This window comes from Chryseobacterium sp. SIMBA_028, assembly GCF_046535285.1.
Classification (GTDB): Bacteria; Bacteroidota; Bacteroidia; order Flavobacteriales; family Weeksellaceae; genus Chryseobacterium.
Map to the genome: position 1 here is coordinate 20,329 of NZ_JAWRWZ010000020.1, position 20,242 is coordinate 40,570.

21 protein-coding genes are annotated in these 20,242 nt (G+C 35.8%); 14 read left to right on the forward strand and 7 right to left on the reverse strand.

The genetic code is table 11. The annotated features are described in order from the left end of the window. The first annotated feature begins 21 nt into the window (after positions 1-21). The 14 genes from SCA31_RS20970 to SCA31_RS21035 all read left to right on the forward strand — a co-directional run bounded on the left by SCA31_RS20970 (position 22) and on the right by SCA31_RS21035 (position 16,785). Complete coding sequence (locus SCA31_RS20970) at positions 22-531, forward strand: hypothetical protein (RefSeq protein WP_410698940.1); 510 nt, start codon at positions 22-24, stop codon at positions 529-531. Next, positions 495-698: a hypothetical protein gene (locus SCA31_RS20975; RefSeq protein ID WP_410698941.1), complete on the forward strand. Its 204-nt coding sequence runs from the start codon at positions 495-497 to the stop codon at positions 696-698. Before SCA31_RS20970 ends, SCA31_RS20975 begins: the two co-directional genes overlap by 37 nt. Beyond that, the gene (locus tag SCA31_RS20980) at positions 698-5,719 is read left to right on the forward strand and encodes a tape measure protein (protein WP_410698942.1); all 5,022 of its coding nucleotides are present in this window, start codon (positions 698-700) and stop codon (positions 5,717-5,719) included. Before SCA31_RS20975 ends, SCA31_RS20980 begins: the two co-directional genes overlap by 1 nt. Then, positions 5,719-6,207 carry a hypothetical protein gene (locus SCA31_RS20985; RefSeq protein WP_410698943.1) on the forward strand — a complete coding sequence of 163 codons (489 nt, stop codon included), beginning with the start codon at positions 5,719-5,721 and terminating at the stop codon, positions 6,205-6,207. Before SCA31_RS20980 ends, SCA31_RS20985 begins: the two co-directional genes overlap by 1 nt. Continuing rightward, positions 6,204-7,211, forward strand: coding sequence for a hypothetical protein (locus SCA31_RS20990; protein ID WP_410698944.1), 1,008 nt, complete (start codon positions 6,204-6,206; stop codon positions 7,209-7,211). Before SCA31_RS20985 ends, SCA31_RS20990 begins: the two co-directional genes overlap by 4 nt. Before the next feature lie 13 nt (positions 7,212-7,224). Next, positions 7,225-9,471, forward strand: a complete 2,247-nt coding sequence (locus SCA31_RS20995; RefSeq protein ID WP_410698945.1) for a hypothetical protein — start codon at positions 7,225-7,227, stop codon at positions 9,469-9,471. Beyond that, positions 9,472-12,234, forward strand: a complete 2,763-nt coding sequence (locus SCA31_RS21000) for a hypothetical protein (protein ID WP_410698946.1) — start codon at positions 9,472-9,474, stop codon at positions 12,232-12,234. Between the two features lie 48 nt (positions 12,235-12,282). Next, complete coding sequence (locus tag SCA31_RS21005; protein ID WP_410698947.1) at positions 12,283-12,594, forward strand: hypothetical protein; 312 nt, start codon at positions 12,283-12,285, stop codon at positions 12,592-12,594. Further along, positions 12,591-13,274 (forward strand): hypothetical protein, encoded by a 684-nt coding sequence (locus SCA31_RS21010; RefSeq protein WP_410698948.1) that lies wholly within the window; start codon positions 12,591-12,593, stop codon positions 13,272-13,274. Before SCA31_RS21005 ends, SCA31_RS21010 begins: the two co-directional genes overlap by 4 nt. 18 nt (positions 13,275-13,292) lie before the next feature. Then, positions 13,293-13,799: a glycoside hydrolase family 19 protein gene (locus SCA31_RS21015; RefSeq protein WP_410698949.1), complete on the forward strand. Its 507-nt coding sequence runs from the start codon at positions 13,293-13,295 to the stop codon at positions 13,797-13,799. 214 nt (positions 13,800-14,013) lie between these two features. After that, positions 14,014-14,487 carry a LexA family protein gene (locus tag SCA31_RS21020; RefSeq protein WP_410698950.1) on the forward strand — a complete coding sequence of 158 codons (474 nt, stop codon included), beginning with the start codon at positions 14,014-14,016 and terminating at the stop codon, positions 14,485-14,487. Further along, positions 14,484-15,740 carry a Y-family DNA polymerase gene (locus tag SCA31_RS21025; RefSeq protein WP_410698951.1) on the forward strand — a complete coding sequence of 419 codons (1,257 nt, stop codon included), beginning with the start codon at positions 14,484-14,486 and terminating at the stop codon, positions 15,738-15,740. The genes SCA31_RS21020 and SCA31_RS21025 overlap by 4 nt, the downstream gene beginning before the upstream one ends. Positions 15,741-15,782: 42 nt before the next feature. Beyond that, positions 15,783-16,418, forward strand: coding sequence for an SOS response-associated peptidase family protein (locus tag SCA31_RS21030; protein WP_410698952.1), 636 nt, complete (start codon positions 15,783-15,785; stop codon positions 16,416-16,418). A 1-nt stretch (position 16,419) separates the two neighbouring features. Further along, positions 16,420-16,785: a hypothetical protein gene (locus SCA31_RS21035; protein WP_410698953.1), complete on the forward strand. Its 366-nt coding sequence runs from the start codon at positions 16,420-16,422 to the stop codon at positions 16,783-16,785. A 28-nt stretch (positions 16,786-16,813) separates the two neighbouring features. Here the strand turns inward: SCA31_RS21035 and SCA31_RS21040 are convergent, their stop codons facing one another. The 7 genes from SCA31_RS21040 to SCA31_RS21070 all read right to left on the reverse strand — a co-directional run bounded on the left by SCA31_RS21040 (position 16,814) and on the right by SCA31_RS21070 (position 20,237). After that, positions 16,814-17,023, reverse strand: coding sequence for a hypothetical protein (locus SCA31_RS21040; protein ID WP_410698954.1), 210 nt, complete (start codon positions 17,021-17,023; stop codon positions 16,814-16,816). 155 nt (positions 17,024-17,178) lie between these two features. Beyond that, entirely contained in the window at positions 17,179-17,571 is a 393-nt protein-coding gene (locus SCA31_RS21045; RefSeq protein ID WP_410698955.1) for a hypothetical protein, read from the reverse strand. Beyond that, on the reverse strand, positions 17,547-18,128 hold the full coding sequence (locus SCA31_RS21050; RefSeq protein WP_410698956.1) for an HNH endonuclease: 582 nt from the start codon (positions 18,126-18,128) through the stop codon (positions 17,547-17,549). Before SCA31_RS21050 ends, SCA31_RS21045 begins: the two co-directional genes overlap by 25 nt. A gap of 38 nt (positions 18,129-18,166) precedes the next feature. Continuing rightward, positions 18,167-18,637 carry a hypothetical protein gene (locus SCA31_RS21055; RefSeq protein ID WP_410698957.1) on the reverse strand — a complete coding sequence of 157 codons (471 nt, stop codon included), beginning with the start codon at positions 18,635-18,637 and terminating at the stop codon, positions 18,167-18,169. Positions 18,638-18,644: 7 nt separating this feature from the next. Then, entirely contained in the window at positions 18,645-19,262 is a 618-nt protein-coding gene (locus tag SCA31_RS21060) for a hypothetical protein (protein WP_410698958.1), read from the reverse strand. Positions 19,263-19,264: 2 nt separating this feature from the next. Beyond that, a complete protein-coding gene (locus SCA31_RS21065) occupies positions 19,265-19,723 on the reverse strand; it encodes a hypothetical protein (RefSeq protein ID WP_410698959.1) in 459 nt (152 codons plus the stop codon). Positions 19,724-19,742: 19 nt separating this feature from the next. Beyond that, on the reverse strand, positions 19,743-20,237 hold the full coding sequence (locus SCA31_RS21070) for a hypothetical protein (RefSeq protein WP_410698960.1): 495 nt from the start codon (positions 20,235-20,237) through the stop codon (positions 19,743-19,745). Positions 20,238-20,242 lie beyond the last annotated feature (5 nt).

The window sequence follows — 20,242 nt, forward strand, 5'->3', positions numbered from 1 at the left end:
GCTTTTTTAACAAAACTCTATATGGAAAACAATATTGAATTAGAGAAAGAGGAGTTAGAATTGTTGGTTGGAAAAGGATACAGTTTTGAAACAACATTTTTAGGTAAAAAAAGGATTTGGAACATAGGAAAGCTTTCCATGGGCAAAATGCTTAGACTATCTAAGGTTTTTATTCAGATCAAAGTAGATGAAGAGTCGCTTTCAAATACAGACCTCTCAGTCCAGTTACCTGCACAATATGAAGCAGTACGGAACAATGCTCATTTATGTGCCTCAGCCGTTGCAATAGCTGTAGAAAGTAAGCTACCTAAATGGTTCCTTAAATGGCACTTCTTAAACTCCCTTAATAGCGAAGAGATAATGAACTTCTCTCTGGAACTATTGAAATTCTCAAACTATCAAAATTTTATGACCTCTACGGTATTAATGAACGGGAATCGTCCGACCAAAGCGATGCCGATAGAGAAACCGGACTTAAAACCATCTACGGAGCAATGGGGCAAATCTGCCACCACTTCGGATGGACTTTAGACTACCTGCTTTGGGAAATAGATTGGAGAATTGTACAGCGAATGCTGATAGACGCTCCAAGTTACGAGTCGAAAGACGAAAAAGACACAAAAAACAATACCAAGTCCGTAAAGATGACTGAACAAAACTCTGAGGACTTAATCGCACAACTACAGCAATTCAAATAATGAACACCAATAACGGAGCCTTGTATTTCGGAGCAGGTATAGACACTGCGCAATTTCGTAGAGATATCGACTCTATGAGAAGAGATATTTTAGGTCTTACTCAGACTACGGTTACGGAAACAAAACAAATGGACTCTGCTTTCAAAAATCTTTCATTAGGAATTGCAGGAGCTTTCTCTCTTGGAGCAGTCAAGAGCTTTGTTATGGAGTTGATCAATGTTAGAGGTGAGTTCCAGAAAACAGAGATTGCATTTACTACAATGTTAGGGAATGCGGATCAGGCAAAGGTCTTAATGGGGCAAATGGTTGATCTCGCAGCTAAAACACCTTTTGGATTACAGGATGTTTCCTCAGGAGCAAAACAATTGCTCGCTTTTCAAGTGCCGGCAAATGAAGTTGTAGATGTCCTTACAAGAATGGGGAATATCGCGGCCGGTCTTGGCGTACCGCTTTCAAGAATTAACCTTGTTTACGGACAGGTTAAAGCCAAGGGTAAATTAGCCGGAGATGATCTAAGACAGTTTACAGAGGCAGGTATTCCAATGGTTGCAGAACTTGCCAAAAAATTCAATAAAACTACGTCAGAAATATCTGAGATGGTAAGCGCCGGAAAGATTGGATTTAAAGATGTTCAGGATGTTTTATTTGGCCTTACAAACGAGGGTGGAATGTTCTTTAATTTGATGGAGAAACAGTCTGCATCTCTTTCAGGAAAAATTGCCAACCTTGGTGATACTTGGGACCAGATGTTGAATAAGATTGGCGAGGGTAACGAGGGAATTCTTAATAGTGGAATAGAGGGGCTTACGTATCTTATTGAACATTATCAAAAGGTACTTGAAATTATAGAAACTCTAGTTGTTGCCTATGGTGCCTATAAAGCAGCTGTAATTGTAACATCTGCAGCGCAGGCTTTAGGAAATAGAACAATCCAGTCAGAAATAGCGTTACTAAGTATTTCTGAAAAGATGAAGCTTGGCCGCGCTTTGGTTACTAAAAGACAAGCAGAAGCCACATTAGCAGAAGCCCAAGCAGAAAGAGCTGGACTACAAACTAAATATGCAACACTTCAAGCTGAAGTTGCTTCACTTGCTGTTAAAAAGCAAAAAGCTATAGCATTGGCAATGGAAAAGGCTCAAGCTTTAGGCAATGCACAAGTGCAATTAGCTTTGGCAAAAGCTGAATTAAGGGCTGTAACAGCTAACGGGACTGCAAGAGAAGTGTTAATCGCTACAAAGAATGTTGAAAAAGCTCAGAATATTGTAATAGCTGCACAGGAAGAAGCTACCATCGCTCGTAAAGGTGCGCTTACTGTAGCTACAGAATTTCAAACAAAACAGGTGCAGCTTAAAACTACTGCAACAGCGTTGTCAGCTTCAGCTAACACAGTAGAAACAGCAACAGAGACAGCTCAAACCGCAGCAAAAACAGCTAATACAATTGCGACAACAAGGCTTACTCTGGCTACAACTCTTAGGACTGCTGCAACTAGGTTAGCTACTACAGCACAGGCTTTGCTTAATGCTACCATGCTCAACAATCCTATCGTTTTAGTAATTGCAGCTGCTGTAGCATTGACATATGCCTATTTAAAATTAAGAGATACTTCCACTGCTGCATCAATTGCAGAAAAACAGTTGAATGATGAAAGACAAAGATCCAGCAAACTTATTGAGGAACTTAAAACCAAAACCCAAGAACTAACTTCAGTAATTAATTCTGACACTTCTACTAAGCTTCAACAATTAGAAGCCTACAAGGCTATGCAAAAAATGTATCCAGCACTTTTGAACAGTATGGATTTGGAGACATTTAAAAAGCTTGGAGCCACTGAAGCTCAGAAAAAACTGAATGCTGAAATGGATAAATTCAGCACTCAGAATATCCGATCTAATATTGAAAAAGCTAAAAAAAGCATTGAAGAGTATACTGCTAAGATTGAGGAGCTGAACAGAATTTTATCTAAAAGAAATGGAGATAGTGGTATATATCTTGACAAATTGGAAATTGCTAAAAAGAATCTCGAAGCCCAAAGAATAAACCTTGAAAAGTATAATAATGAACTAAGACAAAGATTAGAAAACGAAAAGCTTTCCTCTATGTCTTTGGCAGAACAAAAGAAGTATTGGGAGGGACAAGTAAAGTCAATCAATGAGCAGATTTCGGCTTTAGAAAAAAGTAATGCAAAAAAGGCTGAAGCCCTAGATAAAGTTAATAATATCCATGCTCTAGTTAAATCAACTTCAATCAGCCTGATTAATTGGAATATTAATCCTCTACTATCACAACTTAATAAAGCACAGTCTGAAATAATGAAGATCAACAATGCACAAACAGGTGCATCTGTTGATAAAAACAAAGCTTATTGGGAGGCCCAGAAGAAAGCAGCTACTGATGCTAATGACGCAATGAGCGGAAAGCAGATGAACTCATCTGCATGGAATGAGAATATAAAAAAATATAGAGAAGCAGAAGAGGCTTTGAAAAAATATGATTATTCAGATAAGGAATTACTCAAAGCACAAAAAGAACGCGAAAAAGAACGCCTTAAATTAGAGAAAGGTGCTGAAAAAAGCTATTTAACAGGTTCCGTTTCAAGATATGAGCAAAAAATAAGTCTATTAGAGGATGCACTTAGAAAGTCTTCAGGAGATACCGTTAGAATGCGATATGTTGATAAATATGGGAAAGAGAGATTTAGCAACGAAATAAGAAGTGTAAAAGCTGTACAAGATGAGCTTTATGAATTACGAAAGAAACGAGCAGAGCGAGAGAAGCTAATTGAGGTTAAATCCTTTCAAGATAGTATTGATGAAGCAAAACGCCAAATTGAAGTTAGGGACAAGTTACTTGGGCTAGGATACAATAAAGAAATTACAGATAAGATGTTCCCTGAAGTAAAAGACAAGTCATTTTTACAATATTTAAATGAAATAATTGTATCACTTGAAAAAACTTCCGGGAATGAAGCGGCAGAAAACTTAACGAAAATTCAAAAATTACTTTCTGAATATAAAGGGTCTGCTACATTCATCGAAAATGTAAACAAACAAATAGACCAATTAAAAGCAAAGTTTGAGGGAAATGAGCTTATTGCAAAATTGGAAGATTTCAGAAAGGCAAACCTAGACGGGACAACCGGAGAAGATAGAAATTCTAAAAACATAGCAATTAATAAAGCTCTTGAAGATGAACTTAACAAGCAAAGAGATTTTCATAATTCTTTCATAAAGGACAAAGAAACATTTGAACAAAGGAAGCTAATAATTGAGGCAAAATACAATGAGCTAAGAAAGCGTATTCAAGAATCTAAAGCATCTGATGAGGAGAAAGCAAGACAGACTGAATTAGCCAACAAAGATCAGGCAAAAGAAATCTCGACTATGTCTGTTGAGTTATTTCAGAAGACAGATTTATGGGTAAAAGCATTTGGAGATCTTGAAAAAATAGGACCTAAAACTATTAGAAAGATGCGTGATGAGTTTAAAAAATTTTTAGACTCTGATGCTGCCAAGTCATTGAAGCCAGAAGACCTTAAAATTGTACAGGATGCATACAATAAACTTGATGAAACGGTTAAATCCAAAAATCCTTTTGAAGCAATTGGAATTGCAATAAGAAAGTATTCTGAAGAAAAAAAGAAGCTTGCTGATGCTGAAAAAAAGTATGGAAAAAATAGCAAGGAGTATAATGATCAACTTGAATCAACTAGAATAGCTTTATCAAATATTTTTAAAAACGCACAAGATGCAGCAAATGCTGTGATAGATTATTCTTCTGCATTAGGAGATGCTTTAGGCTTTCTTTCACAAGAATCACAAGAGGCTTTAAAGAGTGCTCAAAAATTATTCAATGGAATCATTGATGCCGTTACTGGATATTTATCTGGTGATTATGCAAAAATGGCTGGAGGAATTCTTCAAATGATTACCGCTATTTCTAAGGCTATGAATGGAGATGTTGATCGCGAAAAAACAATTAAACAATGGTCTCGTGCAATAGATGAATTAAAGTATTCATATGATCAATTAAATAAGGTGATTGAAAAAACAGCTGGAGAGGCACAATTGAAAATGCAAAGGGATTTGATTGGAAACCTTAAGGAGCAACAAGCCTTATTGGTTAAAATGAGAAGAACAGAGAACGAAAAAAAGAATTCTGATACAGATAAAATTGCATCTTATTCACAGCAAATAAATGAGATCAATGATAAAATAGCTGAAATAGCGGATAATTTTAAAAAATCAATTACAACTACAGAGTTTAAGGATTTATCACAAAAAATGGCTGAAGCATTAGTGGAAGCATTTGGGAAAGGCGAGGATGCTGCGAAATCATTTGACAATGTTGTAGATGATGTTATGCGAAATGCAGTTCAAAATGCTCTTAAAATGAAATTCCTAGATGAAACAGCTCAAAAAATGGTTGATGAGTTATATAATTCAATGGGATTTGGAACCGGTGATACTTCAAATTTTGAAAAGCAGCTAAAGAACACTGAAGAAAGGTATAAGTATTTATCTGACCTAATAAATAATTCTGCTGTTGATAGTGTTGCTGCTATAGAGGCAAGGTTTGAAAAAGAAAAGCTAGAAAAGCTAATTAATACACTGAAACAACAAATTTCAGAGACTCAATCAGCAGGCGGGTTTGACGGATTAACCCCAGAAGAAAGGGAGAGGATTAAGGCCATGGGAGAGGATGCCATGAAAAAATACATGGAAGCCCTCAAGCAATATCAAGGCCTTTTCGGTCAGTCTGCGGAAAATGCTCAGGGCCTTAAGGGCGATATAAAGGGAATTACTGAAAAGACTGCGGGTGCTTTGGAGGGACAGATTAATGCCATGCGTATTATGCAGGCTGAAGCACTTAAACGTCAAAAGGATAGTATGGACATTCTACGTAACCAACTATTGGTGCAGGTTCAGATAGAGCAGAACACAAGACCTCTTAAAGGCATCTATGACGAGATAAAATCAATGAATTCAAAAATTAAAAACTCTTTAGCTGGAATACCATAATGAATTTACAAGAAATATATATACAGGCAAAACAGATAGGTCTTTCCCGCAAGTGCAATGAAAGGATGACTTCTGATTTATCAATAAAGAATCTTTGCGAGATGTACTTTGACGGTGATGATTGGTCAATGGAATATGATTTTCCAAAGGTTGAGGTTCTAAGGCAGTTCAAAGGCAAAAGTGAGGTACAAGGAATATTTACTGATTATGTCGGAATGCCAAATAATCTAACACGTGCAGCTTTTTTCGGAAACTCAGATGTAAAGATGATTTACAACGCATTCTCTGTTTCTCAATTAGTGCTTAGACATGAAAGTAAAGCAAAGATCTCTGTATCTGAAAACGCAATCCTTATCATCAATATCCTTGATAACGCTGAGGTTGATATAGAATGTATCGAAAATGCCAGAGTAGAGGTTTTCCAATACGGAGGAAAAATAAAAAGCACAGGTGATGTAAGGATCACAAAAACAAGTTTTAAAAAATGAGTGAAGTAAAATATTCTTTAAACGGTAAGTCTTTCAAAGATTTCGGAGTGTATGTTTCGGATTCTCTCGGGCTTGTCGGCTTATTGGAGTCAAAAAATATCACTCAATATGATTGGGCAGAATATCATGGTATTGCTCCGAATTTAAGAAAGCCAAAGTTTAAAGAGCGAACTATTGAATTAAAGTGTTTCATCCGTGGTGAAGATTGGGAAGAGCTTTTTAATAGTTTCATGGAGTTTGTAATTGGTGAGTTTTCAAAGTCTGGAACTCAGCGTCTTCATGTCGAGCCTTTCGGATTCAAAACACTGCCATATGAGGTGTTTATGAAAGATGAGGTTAAGCCGGAAAAGACATTTTCGACGGGGGAGATGTTTGCAACCTTTTCTCTGAAGTTCATCGAACCTAATCCAATAAAGAAAGTTCTTAAAACCACTCTGGACACATTCAAACTTTCGTACGAAATAGATTCCGAGACAGAAATTTTTTTCGGGGATGGAACTAAGCAGACCGGCAGAGGAAATGTAAACCTTATGAAAGACTACTCGGCACCGTCTTATGAGAATTCCGGATTGTCTCTCGTAAGTGTAAGCGCGGTAAATGCTGAATACTTTGAAGTGTACTCAGTTCCGGAAAAATCTAACGCTTACCAATTCTCCGTTGAAGTAACTCTACAAACTCCGAAAAACATAAAACTGTATGTAATCGGTAGGAAACTGGACAATACATATGAAGCAATAAGTAGTATTTACGAGGTTTTACCAGGTAAAAATATGATCTCAGTAATTCATGAACTTAATATGTCTGACTACGGAAAATTCATCTATAAAATTTTGGACACATACGGAAATGAGATTCCGGGGATAGAATATGAAAATCCACGTATTGAAACAACTGAGATAGTGGGAGAATGGCAAGATATGTTAGGAAAAGAAAAAATAATAATAATCGCTGGAAACATCGAGGACATGAAAAATCTTCAGACGCCAGCGGAAATAATTTGGTAAAAAATATAAAGAAATGAATGATCAAGTTATTATCAAAGTAACGGATTCAATTCCGCCAGACAATTTGGGAACAGTTGATAAAAACAACAAAGTTGGTAATGTTTATACCAAGGAGCAATTCACTGAGAGAATCGATGAGGTTAAGTCGCTTGTCGGTTCCAGTACGGTCGGGTTATTAAAAATAGCAGATCCTAAACCAACGAAGTTTGGAAAGTATGAACTAACAGAAGTAGGAATATATGCAAATTTAATTCCCATTATTCATTATGGTGAATCTACACCATCCAACACTCCGGTAACAACAACAGCAGGATTTTTCAATTATGTTTATTTCGATGGGACCAACTTTACTCAACTAAAGTCTGAAACAAATATCATTGCGGACGGATCGGTTTCGACTAATAAAACATCATTTGCAGAATCGGTTGTCACTATTGGTAAAAACATTGCAAATCCTAATAAAAAGCGAGCTAATAAGTACGTTAACTGGGAAACTGGAACGTTGGATGATAATTCAGGATATAATGCATTTGAAAAGCTTCCAGTAGATGGTAATACGGATTACTATTTGCATGCTGTTAGCCATTTTGCGTGGTATGACAGTACGGGGACTTTTATTTCCGGAACAAATGTTGGAGGTTCTGGTTTAACTGTAAAGTCTCCAGGTAATGCTGCCTATTTATCAGCATCACTTGAAGCTTCCAATAATCAAGTTCAAATTGAGAATGGAACAGTAGCAACCGCATATGAGCCATATTATGAAATTGAAGCGATTACAATCCCGGATTTAAGCATCGACGAAAAACAAATTATATATCCTAATTCAACCGTTTACGGTAAAAACAGATTTGATAAAACCCAAGTAACTGCAGGTAAATATGTGAATGCTTTCACTGGATTGTTGGGTGATAACCCGTCATATTCTGCATCTGATTTTTGTTTTATTGGTGATTTGCCTCAAATTACGTTGTCGAGTCTTTATCATATTGCATTTTACGACATTAACAAGGTGTTTATAAGTGGAAGAGAATATGGTGGAGATACGATTGATGTACCTAGTAACGCTAAATGGTGCAGAGCTTCATTGTTAACTGGTTTATCTGATATTTTTCAAATTGAATCAGGAAGCGTTAAGACGAATTATGAACCGTTCATAAGCCAGTACGGAAAACAAATAGAGAATTTGATTCCTGAAAACATTATTGATAATAACATTCAAAGTACAATTGTCACTCCTAGCGTGATGTATTGGCTCCAAGGGATGGAATTGAACATTTACTTTGATTCTTCAATTTACCAGCCCTTAGGAGAAAGTAAAAGTTCGTACTATAATTCAGTGTATTCGGAAAAGGGTAAGTTTCTTCAGGAAAAATATAGGGTTTCACCTGATACTACTTTTTCATTTAAGCTAAAAACAGAAAGTAAAAGCCAATTCATTGAAAAAACAACCACGGTTAATGTTGCATCCACTACTTCAGGAGCTGGGATTACAAGAAAAATATTAGTTATTGGTGATTCTACCGTAAAGCATGGGCATACGATTAAATACATTAGTGATTTTTTTGCCAACGATAATATGCATGTCGAATTTATCGGCACCCGAACTTCACAAGGTGTAAAGCACGAGGGACGATCAGGTTGGAGGCTTGCAAACTATATGAATGATGCAAGTTTTGACGGAGAAAGTAACGCTTTTTGGAACGGGTCTCAATTCAGCTTCAGTCATTATCTATCCAGTACATCGCAAACTATATCCAATAACGACTGGGTATTTATTCAACTTGGAATAAATGATATATACTCAGCAGCATTACTTAACGGATCTGTGAATGTCTATGATCTTATTTTTCACACAAAAAAATATTTGGCTGAAATGATTGCCAATATCAAATCAGTAAACAGTAATCTAAGAATTGGAATTATACAGACAATCCCTCCGGCAATGTCGCAAGACGGAACTGGAAATCTTTTGGATAGCGCAGGGTATTCACTTGAGTACTACATCAAAAAGGGACTTGTGCCGTGGTGGAATGAATTGCTAAAAACATATGACAACACTGAAATGAGGAATAATAAAATATATCTTATTGGGGCAACTTCAATTATTGACAGAGAAAATAATTTCCAAAAGTACTCCCAGAATATAGATTCACACAACACGGAATCTATTAAAGTAACTGCAGATGATGTGCATCCGGCCGTACCTGGCTATCAGCAGATAGGAGATGCGTATATCGGAGCAATCAAATATTTTGCTTAAATGAATAATATTACACTATACAGAAACGGATCACCCTTGTTCAATTTGATTGAGCGAGGGAAGCGTTCTGTAGAATCAGCAACACTTAACAGAGTTATGCTTTCGGATGATTCGGTTTCGATCAAATTAAATTCCCGGGAAAAGCTTGATATTCTGATTAATGATTATTTTGTCTTATTTGATTCTGTATATCGTATTAATACATTACCGGCATTAGTAAATAATAGTAACACGTCATATGAGTACAGTATTACTGCTCAGGGGTTAATGTTCGATATGCAGCGTTGTAAGTATTTCAATGCGGATGCAACAGGCTTTGGTCCAGATCTAGAATTCCCATTGATTGGAACTATAGAGGTTTTCTTACGTGCTTTAAAAAACAATATGATGCGTTTTGCATCAAACTGGGAGATCGGTAACTTTATTAATGGTGAGACAAAGTCTTTGACATTTGGAAACGACACTTGTCTTTCAGCTTTACAGAAGATTTGTAACGAGTTCAAAACAGATTTCTGGATCAAATACGAGAATGGAAATTTTGTTATACATACTGGGGATTTTGGAAAAAAAATTCCTCCAAGATTTGAATATGGAAAAGGTAAGGGGCTTACGGGTTGGAACCGAAACAATGTAGATGATAATGCTATTGTAAATCGTCTCTATGTTTTTGGAGGAACGAATAATATTCCCAACGAATATAGAAATTTCAGCAAGCGATTAAAGCTGCCTAATGCTGACTACATTGAGGATGCTGGATCAATAGCAGCATTTGGTATGAAGGAGGGCTCAATAACTTTTGATGACATTTATCCGAATCGTACTGGAAAGATTACCGCATTAGGAGATACTAAATTCAAATTTTCTGACTCCACCATGGATTTTGATTTGAATGAAAAAGAGGCAGACGGTGTCACAACTAAATATCTAATTGCCGGAACTTCAGCGAAGATTAGCGTTAAGACAGGTAATTTGGCAGGGTATGAATTCGAGATAAAGAAAGGGGGTTACAATCACTCTACAAAAACTTTTGAAATTATCCCGTTCAAAAACGATTCTGGTCAAAGCTTCCCAGATGAGAAAACAGAAGCTTTTCAGTTTGCCGTGGGCGACGAATATGTTCTGATAGATATTGTAATGCCTAAGACTTACGTTGATAATGCCGAAAATGAATTATTCATCAAAGGAAGTGAACAGTTTAATCTGAATTTAAAAGCTAAAGTATCCTATGATCTGAATGTTGATCCATCCTATATGGAGAAAATAGGAGTGGGCAAGTTTGATATTGGTGATTACATTCAAGTATATGATGAGGTATTAGGTATTGACAAAGTTTTGAGAGTTAACCAGATTACTAATAGCTTCATTGAATCGTACGATTATAATCCTTTCAAAATTAAGGTTGTAATAGCAGACTCCTATGAAATAGATTACTCTTCCCAGGTTTCTCTGCAAATTAAGGAAATAAAAAATGTTCTTTCGATTACAAAACTAGACCAGATAAATTACTCAAAACTTGGAGTAAAGACCACCGAAGAGCTGAAAAACCTTGTGTTTGATACAGATGATTATTTCAATCCGGAGAATATTAGACCTAATTCGATAGAAACAAATATGATTTCAGTTGGAGCGCGTTCCCAGCAGATAAGCTGCAGCGTTGTTTTCTACGTGATGTTTGAAAATAATAAGAATAAGATTAAAGTCAATCCGGGGATCATTTATTCTCAAACGATGGATAAAGAGTGGAATATTCCAGAGAATACAGAAACAATTCCAGATGATCAATTCAGATATGCTTATGGCAAGTGCTCAAAAACAAATCAAGCCGGATCAATCGTATTTTCTCAGGAACAAATAAAGTTCGATTCAGATGCCAATGATTACTACTTCCTTATTGGAATTCTTCACTCAGTTGTTGATGATGTTCGTGTGCTTTCCATTACCGTAGGAACAACTACTATCAATGGCGGGCTAATCAGGACTGGAATTATTTCTTCTCTTGATGGTCAAATGACTATCAACTTGGATACTCAGGAAATAAAAGGAAAGATCAAATTCACAGACGGATCTGACGGCTTTACTTCCATTGATAATGGATTATTGATGTCGCAAGTTATTGAAGTCGGGAACAACACAGAAAAAAACGCCTTTATTTCTTCAGTAACAGATGCCGGTTCAGATAGTATCCGTTTTGGGGCAGGTGCAGACTATGCACATAAAAATGATGCTGTTTTCAAAGTGATGCAGAATGGAAAATTGATTGCCGAGAATGCAGATATTAAAGGAGTAATTGAGGCTGAAACCGGAACAATTGGTGGTGTAAATGGTTGGTATATCACTACATCAACCTTAACAAGTACGACAGGGAAGATATTATTTGGCACCGTAAACTCCAATGGAGATCTAGTTGACGGACTAATGATTTCAAATGATGTACATCCTAACAGCCAGTATATAGGAAATTTCATGATAAATTCATCAAAAGACGCTGGCGATGTAATTAATACAGGGGCGTCTATAGCAGCTACAGGTAACAACTTAGGCAATACAGCTTTGGAGCTTAGTGCATCTGGTCCTCAAGAAAATAATAATGCATTAACAATTAATGATGGTTATGTTTTATTAAATAATATAGGGGGAGTGGGATTTAAGGGATTCAAAGTTTATGTTCCAGCTTTAGGAGGTCAGCTATTTGAGGGCTTCACTGGGCAGAAGACAATTGGAGGTACTATTTGCTTTTTTCAAAACGGACTTTTTATAGGATAAATAAAATTTAAATGAAAGAAAATATTTATAATAATCATAAAAAATGAAATGGGGAATCCAAACACAAACGAGATCGGTAAAATCCAAAGTCTTATTGCAAAGAATCCCGTTGCGTTTATCGCTGCAGTATTCTTTCTAATGTTTTGGGTAACGTATTTTATAAACATAAATAAAAATAACAGCGCAGAACAATATTGGAAAGAGTTGTATGAAAAAGAACGAGGGGAAAAGGATGCTCTGAAAGATCAATTACTAACAAAGGCGGGATATATACAGCGGGAAACAATTAAGCAGGCAGACAGCACTCTAAGGGAGAAAACGCAAGAGCAGGCTAAACAAATTTTAAATCAAGCAAAATGAAAAAAAATGCATTTATAGCTATTTTGGTTTTGGCGGTTATAGTTTTAGCTGCAAACCTTTTTACCGGATGGTTTACTTTGAGTAAAAATGATAGGATAGCAAACGAATCTGCTAAACATGATACTATCTATGTTGACAAATGGATCAATCCGATAGATAGTACAACGCACGGGACATTTGAAGAAAAGCCAGGAGAAGTAATACAAAATCATATTACTAAAAATTATATCACCTATGTTCAGGATACTCTTGCGCCGGCGCTTAATATTGCTACCGAAAAGATTGACGAGTTGACACGGGCTAAATTCACTTTGGAGGGCCAATTAAAAGCGAGTAAGATTCAGAGGGAAAAAGACCGGATTTATTACGAAAATAAATATTTGAAAATAGTATCCAATACTTCTGATAGCACTTTAAATTATAAGTATGATGCGATAGTTGATATTGTCAAGTATAATGAGCGTAAATGGCTATTTGGGGCAGAGAAAACATTCATTGATATTTCTTCTCCTGATAAAAATATGAAGATCAATGGCGTCGAGCATTTCAAAAAAAGAATTGATGTAAAGCCTAAAAGGATTGGCTTTGGCATTCAGGCCGGCTATTACTATATACCAGGTGTTAACCAGTTCTACCCAGGTTTTGGAATTGGTATTTCCTACAATTTAATCAGATTATAAATACTTAAAAAGAAAGTAATGAAAGCATTAGAACTATCAAATAAATACAAAACGCTTCTCAATAAAAACGGAATCAATACCCCGTTGAGGTTATCGCATTTTTTTGCTCAATTAGCACATGAGAGCATGAACTTTACTCGATTAAGAGAGGTTGGGAATGATTCTTACTTTGCAAAATATGAGGGCCGGAAGAATCTTGGAAATGCTCAAAAAGGTGACGGGCTTAAATACAAAGGCCGTGGATTCATTCAAATTACAGGGCGATACAATTACACTATTCTTTCTAAAGAAACGGGTATAGATTATGTAAACAATCCGGAATGGTTGGAAAGAGAGGCAGATGCTATGACATCTGCATTATGGTTCTGGAATCGAAATAGACTAAATAAATATGCTGATTTAGATAGAATAGATTCTATATCAGATTTGATTAACAAAGGTAAGTTAACCGAGCAGTATGGTGATGCCAACGGATTTACGGACCGGAATAATAAGCTAAAGTACTACAAAACTATTTTTAAATGAAAAATCCTTAGAATAACTAAGGATAATTTAAGTTTTATGGCGTTATTTTTTTTAGTCTGGAATGTGAATGTCATTATAACACTCCAAAATAATTTTTTTTGTGGATAACTTTTTAACACGTCAAGTTCTGTCGTATAAAGGCTTTTGCTTTGCCTCATGAAAATTTAACGTGGTTTTGATATGTTTTGGTTCAAAATGTACATAACTTTGCGATATGAAAACGAGCGGAAGTTTAGAATTGTATCAACTGGAAAGCATTGAGCCTGTAGTGTTAACGCCATTAGAAGAGCGTTTACACGCTGGTGGTTATGGTGCGTTTCCTAGTGCTGCGCTTGATTTTCCGGATGAATCGATTGATTTTTTAAAGCTATTGGTTAAGGATCCGGTGACGACTTTTCCAGGAAGAGTTTCCGGAGATTCGTTAAAGGACATCGGTATTCTAAACGAAGATTGGTGTTTGATACAAAAAGGTATAGAAGCTCGGCCAAATGATCTTGTAGCTGCTATTATTGAAAACCAGTTTTTCATTAAACGATTCCGACCGCGTTATGGAGATAAGAATCAAATCAAGGAGCTAAAGCTTCAATCAGCCAATGTTGAATTTTCAGATTTTGACATCACAGATGAGACGGAATTCTTCTTGTGGGGTGTCGTAACATGGACATTTAAAAACTGGAGGAAATTATGATAGCTTTAATCGACGGCAACAACTTCTATGCAAGTTGCGAAAGAATTTTTAATTACGGGTGGCGTGGGCGTCCGGTTGTTGTTTTGTCAAATAATGATGGCTGTGCAATAGCCCGGAGTAATGAAGCGAAAGCCTTGGGTATTCCAATGGGAGAACCTTATTTCAAAATAAAGCAACTTGAAAAAACACATGGACTCGTGGTGTGTTCAGCTAATTTCGTTCTATACGGAGACATCAGCAATAGAGTGGTGCAGATCACCCGTAGATATTGCAATGATATTGAGGTTTATTCAATTGACGAATCATTTCTTTTCTTGGATGGATATTCAGATCAATATCAAAAAATGGTTGATCTTCGGAGAGATGTTCTTCAAGGGCTAGATTTACCGACAAGTATCGGAATGGCTCCCAGTAAGACGCTAGCCAAGGTGGCCAATAAGATAGCAAAGAAGTTTCCAGATAAGACAGGTTCTGTTTATATGATCGATTCATGGAAAAAGATCGAAGCAGCGTTAAAATGGTTTCCAGTTGAAGACATTTGGGGAGTGGGACGCAGATACTCAGAAAAACTTAAATCACAAGGAGTCCATACCGCTTGGGACTTCACACAGTTTCCGGATGATTTTCTTCGTCAAGAAATGGGGATTCTTGGGCTAAGGATGAAAAAGGAACTTCTAGGCGAGGCTCAATATGGAATGTCTATTTCAGAACCAAAGAAAAATATATCAACTACAAGAACATTCGACACTGGTCATGCAGAATACGACTATGTACACGAGCGAGTTTCCACATTTGCATCAGAGTGTGCCAGAAAGCTCCGGGAGCAAAAGTCTTGTTGCCGGCACATAACCGTATTTATCATGACGGACCGGTTCAAACAGAATCAAGTTCAATATTCCGATTCGTTTACAGTAACACTCCCAAACCCAAGCAATTCAAGTATTGAGATTTCAAAGTATGCTAAAAAAGCCCTTGATAAGATTTTTATTCATGGCCCGAAATACCGTAAGGCAGGCGTGATTACAGGTACATTTGTTCCGGAAAACGAAAGAATGACAAGTATGTTTGATGTTGATAATCACGAACGTCACGCGCCAATTATGGAAGCCATGGATTCAATGAATAACCGGCTTGGAAAGCAAAAGATAAAGCTTGCTTCACAGGATGTTCAAAAGACCTGGAAGATGGATCAAAAACATCTTTCACAAAGATACTCAACAAGCTTTCACGACTCTATAATTTTACAAGCATAATAATTTGTACGCTTTTTGTATCTTTTCAATTAAATTTATACTATGTGTTACTCATTCAATAATAAAAAGGTCGATCTAAAAAAGATTGCTGAAGAATTGGATGCAGAAAATTACGAGAGTGATTATGTTCAGGAGGAAAATGTTTCAGCATTCACAAGACCGGCAATGCCAATTGTTTTAGAACATAATGGACGTAAAATCACCCACGGGACCTGGGGATTGTACACTGAGATTCCCAAAGATAAGCCAGCAAAAGGATTGAACCTAACTGCCGAAAACACTCATACTTATTATAAGAAGTTTGAGCATAACCGGTGCGTTGTACCTATATCCGGATTCTACGACTTTCAACATGTTTCTATTCCCGGAAAGAAAACGCCCGCAAAAGTAAAACATGAAGTATTATGGAAAAATACAGATCACTTATACTTGGCGGGATTTTATGATGTTTGGGAAAACAACGAAATAGGAGTGGGGATTGTTACGACCGTCGCAAATGAATTAATGAGTATAGTCCATAATTCAAAAATGAGGATGCCTATTTGCTTGGATGCGAAAATGGCGGATCGATTTCTTAAGGATGAACCAATTGAAGAGTTTGTTTTTCCAGCTTATGATCCAGCTCTAGTCGCTGTTAATCTCGAACCTCATAAATTACCACCACCAACACTTTTTTAATATGGAAAGGAATCATGTAATGGCAATTATTGCTAATATAGCGATGGATGCACCGGAAGACATAAATAGCTTTTATGAATCCTCTATGGGGATTATTCATTATGAAGCCGTAGAAAGGAAAATTGAATTTGATGGGTATTTTCGAACAAAATGGGAGATTGAAGCTGAGAATGTAATGTCATTCAATCAGGAGTACTTCGAAGATAAAGACCGTGGCAATCTTTATGTGTTTTTATCAGCAACAGTAAATAAAGATATATTTGATCTTTTACATTATGTTTGGAGTCTTGTGAAAAATGAAGATTTAACGGCAAATGTTTTACATCGTGAAATATATTTACTCAAAGAAAAAGGCGTCAGATTTTAGACAAAATAACCCCTGTTTTGCAGGGGCTTTATTTTGGTAAAGTGATTGTTCTTCCGTTGAGTGGATTCAGATATGCTATTTTCTTTTCATTTAATAACTTTTTTATCATTGTAGAAAGCTCTTCATCTGAAATTTCAAGTGTTTCCGCTGCTTTATATGGCTTAAAGCCGTTACTGCCTCCAGTCTTGTCGTATTGCTCTTTAACAAGTTCCATGAATTTTTCTTCTATTTCTTCCATGCAGTAAAGATACTTATAAAATCAAATATATTGAGTAAATAGCCACGATAGCCCACATAATTATCTCTGCTATTTCCAACTTATCATATTCTTTCATAGTTCAAATTTAATTAGGTTGAATGGGTTGTTATTACGGGTTTCCGGAATTCATACTATTATTTTACTGTAAGTTCTTCCCCAGTAAGGGCAAAATAAAGGTTCTGCAGTTGGTGGACGTGTTTCACTTCTATATTACCACCCATCCAATGATAGAAATAAGTATTTTTAATATGATTTATATCTAAATGAAAAGAGAAATTTAACCAGCCATCATATTTAACCCCTAGCATATAAACTTCTCTTTTCTCAAACCCAAACTTAATCAGCCACTCTTCGGTTAAAATGACTGGATTAATATTGCATTGGTCGGAGTTATAATTAAATTCACCATCCGAAGTTTCTAATTCAGTCACAATAAAATTATTTCTATTGATCGTGGTTACTTGGGTTAATAAGCTTCCAGCCATCATATAGTTTCCTATTTTTAGTTCTTTTGAAGATATTTCCATATTCCTACTTTTGTTGTTTTACTTTTGCCGTTGATATTATTTGTAATAGAAGCCCGTGAAATTCTATTTTCCTTTGCTGCATGGCTCACGCTTTCATATACAATAGAATTATTTAAAATCACTGATACTTTATTATGGGCAGGCTTGCCTTTACGTAAAGAAGATAGTTTATTTTTAATAGTTTTTGAAAATACATTCCCTTTATTAGCCTTGCTTATTCGGTCCTTTGTTGTTTCTGTGATAATTCTTTTTTTTCCTAATACATCAATTGAATGACGTTCGTTTTCAGCATAGGTACACCATTCTAAACTTTCTATACTATTATCAGTTTTGATTCCATTCTTATGATTAACACAAGGTTTATTTTCTGGGTTAATAATGTACAATTCTGCAACAAGACGATGAACTGAATACTTCTTCTTAAAACCGTTTTTGGACAAAACTAAAGTTGCGTATCCTGTTGAAATATCTGGCTTCAAAACTTTACCAGTTATTTTATTGGTTACGGTCCCGTTTTGTGTAATTTCATAAACTGAACAAAATTCTTTTGTTTCCATAATTTAGTTTTAAAGCGCCACCCTAAGATGGCATGGGGTTAAATATTTGCTGGTGTAAAATTTTCAGGAAGTTTAATAATGATACCAGTGCAATAGATGTCTGAAAAATCATTTTGACTCTCACATACTTTAAATTCCAAATGTTCGATTTCAGGATTGACAGAATATGAGAATGCTCCGCTTTCTTCTGTTGAATAATTTTCTTTTCTTTCACCAGTGTTAGAAATTTCCCCAGCCCAGAATATTTTAAGCCCTAATTGCCTTGCTTCACTTCTAAGTTGAGCATCGTGCTCATATTCGGTTAAATCTTCGCCATCCCAGCCAACACCATGTTCTACTTCATTAGTCAAATAACAATCCGCACCGTAGCAATACATTAGATCATCTGATCCACCAACGATGATAACCACACCGTTTTCTTTAGCTAATTTTTCAGCCTCATATGGTACGTGGCGTGAATATTCGATTCCATTACATAATTCCTGTATTTGTTTTAAAATGTTATCCATTGCTTTATTATTTGTTTGTTAAAGTTGCTTTGTTTATGTATTCGGATTCAGGGAGGTTGAAGACATTGAAGTGCCATTCGTATAATTTTTCAAACATTTGTCTTTGATGTCCTACTCCTAAAACCATGTTTCTTGTTTCGTCATAGTGATAAAATCTATCAAAATGTTCATCATAGGTTAAGGAATAAATAAGCGTTCCCATGTTTGACGTTTCAACCAAATATCGAACCTTGTGCTCTGTCATTTCATTTGGACTAATTTTAAATATTTTGCTTTTACAGTCGATAACCTTATCGTGATTGAATGCGTTAGCGTTTTTAATGATTGGGTTTTTAGAGAAAGCATTTGTTTCTTGTAATTCCAGAAGTTTAATCATTGGAACAAACCTTTCCCCCTCATGCTCTATCTCCTTGGTTAAATAGGAGAGGTCATACAAACATGGTTTAATTGGATATGTGCGCCTATTTAACCAATCATCAATCCCTACAACATTATTCAACCCATCTCTTAAAGCGAGTGTGCAATCTTCATTTAATTCATCATCATCAATATTGTAAATTGTTCTTCCTTTCAACCCATACGGCAGATACGCAGCGTATATTCTTAATTTATCTTCGTTTGTCATGGTTAAAGTATTTCAAAAATTATAGTTTTTTCAGGGTTGAATGTGCGGGATTCGGCTTCTTTATATTTGTCAAACTTTTGATTAAAAGCTTTTTTCTGCCAATTAGCACAATGGGTTTGATCTTTAATTGGTTTTTCAATCGGATTATCTCCCCAATGGTAGCCTTTCGACTCTATTGCGGAAATGAATGAGTCTAAATAAGATTTATAACAATATGTATTTACAGGAATACCTTTGACATAATGCGCGAATAGTTTAGTATGAATAGATTGATGCAGAAATACCTTTGCAATGTCCTCAGTAAGTTCTGAGCATTGGCAAATTAGTTTAGTCGGTTCATCATCATCTGAGCAAAATCTTATCCCTTGTTTATCACATGATATTACATTTTCAAAATGCTCTACATCGTCAAACTCCACAATAAGGAGTCTTTTATTTAATTCTAATTCTAGTATTTTCATTGTTTTGTTTTTTTATTGGTTATCGTTTCCTAATTTTTTCTTTTTTAATCAATCCGTGTAAAAAAGTGATAAGTTCAGGGGTTTGATCCTTAAGATAAGGCTTCGAGAGGTCCCATATAAATCTTGCCGTGTCTTCTTCTGAATAATCAAGGAAAACTCCGGCTGGATGCTTTACATCATTCATTACAATATTGAAAACTTCAAAGTGGCTGTTTTTTGAATGATGCTTTGAATGCCATTCAAGAACATCATTAAGAATTGGTTCTTTGCCTATTATTTCAAATGATTCTAGTTTATATGTATATCCATCAAGATGTACTTGTCTGATATTTACATGCTGATTGTCAACTAAACACGTATAATCTTCATTATAGCCAATTTCAAGAAATGAATCTTTAACTAAGTAGTTACGCTTATCCTCAATAAGACTCTTTATAATTGAGCCTTGTGTTAGATCCATCAGCCTCGGAAGCTTCTCCCGTATATCGGCTGTTAGTTGTTCAAGTGCTTTCATTGGAA

Coding starts and splice junctions, on each gene's coding strand:
- SCA31_RS20970 (WP_410698940.1), top strand. CDS start 22: ATGGAAAACAATATTGAATTAGAGAAAGAGGAGTTAGAATTGTTGGTT.
- SCA31_RS20975 (WP_410698941.1), top strand. CDS start 495: ATGGGGCAAATCTGCCACCACTTCGGATGGACTTTAGACTACCTGCTT.
- SCA31_RS20980 (WP_410698942.1), top strand. CDS start 698: ATGAACACCAATAACGGAGCCTTGTATTTCGGAGCAGGTATAGACACT.
- SCA31_RS20985 (WP_410698943.1), top strand. CDS start 5,719: ATGAATTTACAAGAAATATATATACAGGCAAAACAGATAGGTCTTTCC.
- SCA31_RS20990 (WP_410698944.1), top strand. CDS start 6,204: ATGAGTGAAGTAAAATATTCTTTAAACGGTAAGTCTTTCAAAGATTTC.
- SCA31_RS20995 (WP_410698945.1), top strand. CDS start 7,225: ATGAATGATCAAGTTATTATCAAAGTAACGGATTCAATTCCGCCAGAC.
- SCA31_RS21000 (WP_410698946.1), top strand. CDS start 9,472: ATGAATAATATTACACTATACAGAAACGGATCACCCTTGTTCAATTTG.
- SCA31_RS21005 (WP_410698947.1), top strand. CDS start 12,283: ATGGGGAATCCAAACACAAACGAGATCGGTAAAATCCAAAGTCTTATT.
- SCA31_RS21010 (WP_410698948.1), top strand. CDS start 12,591: ATGAAAAAAAATGCATTTATAGCTATTTTGGTTTTGGCGGTTATAGTT.
- SCA31_RS21015 (WP_410698949.1), top strand. CDS start 13,293: ATGAAAGCATTAGAACTATCAAATAAATACAAAACGCTTCTCAATAAA.
- SCA31_RS21020 (WP_410698950.1), top strand. CDS start 14,014: ATGAAAACGAGCGGAAGTTTAGAATTGTATCAACTGGAAAGCATTGAG.
- SCA31_RS21025 (WP_410698951.1), top strand. CDS start 14,484: ATGATAGCTTTAATCGACGGCAACAACTTCTATGCAAGTTGCGAAAGA.
- SCA31_RS21030 (WP_410698952.1), top strand. CDS start 15,783: ATGTGTTACTCATTCAATAATAAAAAGGTCGATCTAAAAAAGATTGCT.
- SCA31_RS21035 (WP_410698953.1), top strand. CDS start 16,420: ATGGAAAGGAATCATGTAATGGCAATTATTGCTAATATAGCGATGGAT.
- SCA31_RS21040 (WP_410698954.1), bottom strand. CDS start 17,023: ATGGAAGAAATAGAAGAAAAATTCATGGAACTTGTTAAAGAGCAATAC.
- SCA31_RS21045 (WP_410698955.1), bottom strand. CDS start 17,571: ATGGAAATATCTTCAAAAGAACTAAAAATAGGAAACTATATGATGGCT.
- SCA31_RS21050 (WP_410698956.1), bottom strand. CDS start 18,128: ATGGAAACAAAAGAATTTTGTTCAGTTTATGAAATTACACAAAACGGG.
- SCA31_RS21055 (WP_410698957.1), bottom strand. CDS start 18,637: ATGGATAACATTTTAAAACAAATACAGGAATTATGTAATGGAATCGAA.
- SCA31_RS21060 (WP_410698958.1), bottom strand. CDS start 19,262: ATGACAAACGAAGATAAATTAAGAATATACGCTGCGTATCTGCCGTAT.
- SCA31_RS21065 (WP_410698959.1), bottom strand. CDS start 19,723: ATGAAAATACTAGAATTAGAATTAAATAAAAGACTCCTTATTGTGGAG.
- SCA31_RS21070 (WP_410698960.1), bottom strand. CDS start 20,237: ATGAAAGCACTTGAACAACTAACAGCCGATATACGGGAGAAGCTTCCG.